The sequence below is a fragment of the Gemmatimonas sp. genome (assembly GCF_044345575.1).
Taxonomy (GTDB): domain Bacteria; phylum Gemmatimonadota; class Gemmatimonadetes; order Gemmatimonadales; family Gemmatimonadaceae; genus Gemmatimonas.
This window is the reverse complement of record NZ_JBIJAW010000334.1, coordinates 1-3,520: the sequence shown is the minus strand read 5'-3', so window position 1 is coordinate 3,520 and position 3,520 is coordinate 1. Positions and strand designations below refer to the sequence as shown.

Annotated in this window: 3 protein-coding genes; all 3 read right to left on the bottom strand. The window is 68.0% G+C overall.

Going from position 1 to position 3,520, the window contains the following annotated elements; translation table 11 throughout:
• On the bottom strand, positions 1-1,446 hold a 1,446-nt coding region (locus ACIQ6O_RS14625; RefSeq protein ID WP_396208518.1), incomplete at its 3' end, for a TldD/PmbA family protein.
• A 206-nt stretch (positions 1,447-1,652) separates the two neighbouring features.
• Positions 1,653-2,210, bottom strand: a complete 558-nt coding sequence (locus ACIQ6O_RS14620) for a GNAT family N-acetyltransferase (protein ID WP_396208517.1) — start codon at positions 2,208-2,210, stop codon at positions 1,653-1,655.
• A 6-nt stretch (positions 2,211-2,216) separates the two neighbouring features.
• Positions 2,217-3,203, bottom strand: coding sequence for a threonine/serine dehydratase (locus ACIQ6O_RS14615; protein ID WP_396208516.1), 987 nt, complete (start codon positions 3,201-3,203; stop codon positions 2,217-2,219).
• Positions 3,204-3,520 lie beyond the last annotated feature (317 nt).

Here is a 3,520-nt window from a genome sequence, read left to right as displayed (position 1 = left end):
CGCGGCGTCCTTCACCTGGCCCACGATCTTGCCCTTGCGGATCTCGTAGCAGAGCTGGGCGCCGAACTGTGCGTTGTATCGCTGCTGATCAATCGAGTAGCTGGCGCGGCCGATCATCGCGATGCCCTTGTCGGTGGCGGCGATGAGATCGTCCCAGCCGAGGTCCTTGTCGCCGGGCTGCAGCGACACGTTGGGCATGCGGAGGAAGGCCACGTCGGCCCAGCTCTGGGCATACGAGCAGCCGTGTGAGCGCACGGGCTTGCCGGTCTTCGCATAGTACTCGCGCAACCACGGCGCCTGCTCGCGGTTGGTCTGGTAGTCCACGAAGATGCCGTCCTTGATGATGGGGAAGTCGTCGGGCACCACCCCGTCGTCGTCGTAGCCGATGGTGGCCAGCGCGCCGGGTTCGCTGCGATTGCCGATGACCTGCATGATCGGCGAGCCGAACTTGAGCGAGCCGAGCACCTTCTCCGGCGGCGCCACGAAGGAGGTGCCGGCGTAGTTGGCTTCGTAGCCCATCGCGCGATCGAGCTCGGTGGCGTGTGCCACGGACTCGTGAATCGTGAGGAACAGCTGCGACGGATGGAGAATGAGATCGTAGCGCCCCGGTTCCACCGGCTTGGCGGTGAGCTTCTCGGCGGCTTCACCGGCCCACACCTTGGCGTTGTTCACGATGTCGGCTTCGAGCACGTACTCCCAGCCGCGACCGGCGGGCTGTACCACCTCGGGACCACGCACGGCGGTGCCGCTTCGGTCAGGCGCTACGGCCGTGCAGCTCATCGTGACCCAGCTGCGCACGTAATCCTGCGTGGTGACCGTACCGTCGGTGTTGGCGTAGTTGCGCTCTTCCTTCACGAACGACAACCCGCTGTTCACGAAGCGCACTGTCGGCACGGTGAGTGCGGCGGCGTTGGCGCGCAGCAGCAGGTCGGCCTTCTCTTCGATAGGGATGGTGAACGGATCGATCGTGTACGCTGAGCGCCACGTCTTGTCCACCTGCGCGGGGGCCGGGGCGAGCTCCACGCGGCGGTCGCGCGCGAGGCGGTTGGCCTTGGCGATGGCCACGGCTTCCTGCGCCGCGAGCCCCACGCCGGTCTTGCTCAGCTCCTGTGTGGCGGCAAAGCCCCAGCAGCCGTCGACCAGCACGCGCACGCCGCACCCCATCGTGTCCACATCCACGACGTCGGTGACCTGCTTCTCGCGCGTCTGCACGCTGTTGTTGCGGTTGCGCGAAATGCGCACGTCGGCCCACGACGCGCCGGCGCGCTTGGCGGCGTCGAGCGCCTCCATCATGAGCTCGCGCGTGGCCGCGTCGGTGTAGAGCGCCGGGAGGCGCGGCGGGGCAGGAAGGCCCTTTGCGGGGACCGCCTCGAGGAGGCGGGGACCGACGGCCAGGGCGCCAAGCGCAGCGCCGCCGGTGGCGAGGAAATCACGGCGGGAAGTCATGCCCAATACTATGCCGTGGGGCGCGGGAGCGTTGACAAAACCGACAGCTGAAGGCTCACGACTGAAAGCTCTCCTGGAGATCGCGGGACCTTCGAGGGGAGCTTTCGGCTGTCAGCTTTCGGTTCTCAGTCGTACAAGCTGCCACCCGCCTTACTCCAAATGCGCCCTGTCGAACGCGAGGACCTTCCCGGACGATTCTTCGGCGGTCACAGCTCCAGCCGCATCCTCTCACACGGAATCACGACCCCATCCGACAGCAACACCTCGACCTTCTCCACCGTTTCGAACCCCAGCGTGCGATAGAGCGGCACGCCAGGCAGGGTGCCCATCAGTTCGAGCGCACGAAACCCCGCCGTGCGCGCTTCGGCGGCGCAATGCTCGTACATCCGTCGCGCGAGGCCACGGCGCGCGTAGTCCGGATGCACGAAGAACGCACGAATGCGCGCCGCCACGGTGGCCGGATCGACCGGAGCATCAGTGGCCTGCTGATCGGCCTTGTGCTGATCGCCGCCGAAGAGCGTCTGGCGCCGGCTCCACCCGCCGCACGCGGCGCGCACGTCGTCCACTTCGATCACGAAGTACGTGCCGTCGTCCACCAGGCGAGTGTCCACCCCGAACATGTGCCGCAGTGAGCTGTCGATCTGCTGCGGAGTGTAGAAGCCCGGGGCGAGGCGGCGCACGCTCGCGTCAATGAGCGCATTGAGGGGGGCGATGTCGTCTGGCGTGGCACGCCGCAACACGACGCGCTCCTCGGTCACGCGCATGCGACGTTACGCCCCGATCGCGCGGGCGAGAATCGCCGGGTCGATGTTGCCGCCGGTGGTCACCACGAGCGTCGTGCGGTCGCGGGTCTCGAGCTTTCCACTGAGCAGCGCGGCCAATGCGGCCGCACCGCCGGGCTCGACGACCAGCTTGAGTTCGCGTACGGCAAAGGCGATCGCGGCGAGGACTTCGTCGTCCGTGACCCGCAGCCCCTTACCTACACGCGGCTGGTTGATGCCGAACGTGAATTCGCCGGGGATATCGGTGACGATCGCGTCGCAGATGGACCGCTTGCCGGGCTCGTTGGCCACGCGATGCCCCAGCTCCAGCGACCGCGCGGTGTCATCGAATTCCGCCGGTTCGCACGGGTGCACCACGGTGCCGGACGAGATCGCCTCGGCGGCCAGCGCGCAGCCCGCCGTAAGGCCACCGCCGCCGCAGCAGACCAGGAACGCGTCGGGGGTGTGCCCCAGCGCCTGTGCCTGCTCGAGCGCCTCGAGGGCGAGCGTGCCCTGACCAGCCACGATGTGGGGATCCTCGAAGGGCGGCACCACGATGGAACCGCGTTCGGCCGCGATCGCGCCGCCGATGGCCACGCGATCCTCGGAGTAGCGGTCGTAGAGCACCACTTCGGCCCCAAACGCGCGCGTCCGCTCGATCTTGAGCGCCGGGGCATCCTTCGGCATCACGATCACCGACCGCATACCGAGGAGCGTCGCGCTATAGGCCACGGCCTGAGCGTGATTCCCGGAGCTGTAGGCCACCACGCCGCGGGTGCGCTCGTCGTCGCTGAGCTGCAACAGGCGATTCAGCGCGCCGCGGAGCTTGAACGACCCGGTGTGCTGCAGCACCTCGGCTTTGAGCAGGACCGTGCCACCCGCTACGGCGTCGAGCGCCGGCGAACGGAGCAGGGGCGTGACCGCGGCGTGCGGCGCGATGCGCGCCTTGGCGGCGCGGATATCAGCGATCGAGGGAGCGACGAGGGCAGTAGGCATACGGGAAACATACGGCGCCTTCGGCGCCGCGGAACAGCGAAAAGGGTAAGGAGTTGCCACCTAACCGCCCCGCGCAGACAGTCACCCCCCTTACGCAGTGCAGCTCGGAGGCAACTCATAACTCCTTACGCGTCACCGCGCCGCCGCAGGCGGCGCCACAGCAATCGGTTGAGCCGCGCCGTATACCTCCGATGCCCCTTTCTCGTCTCATTCTGGCCGCCGCCGTCGGCTTGTTCGTGTTCGCCGCCCCCGGCCGCGCCCAGCGCGCCCTGCAGATCAACGGCGTGGAACACCGTGCGTACCGTACGTCGCGCAAC

Bases quoted from the DNA above. Each gene is read 5' to 3' on its own strand.
- ACIQ6O_RS14620 (WP_396208517.1), bottom strand. From the start codon at position 2,210: ATGCGCGTGACCGAGGAGCGCGTCGTGTTGCGGCGTGCCACGCCAGAC.
- ACIQ6O_RS14615 (WP_396208516.1), bottom strand. From the start codon at position 3,203: ATGCCTACTGCCCTCGTCGCTCCCTCGATCGCTGATATCCGCGCCGCC.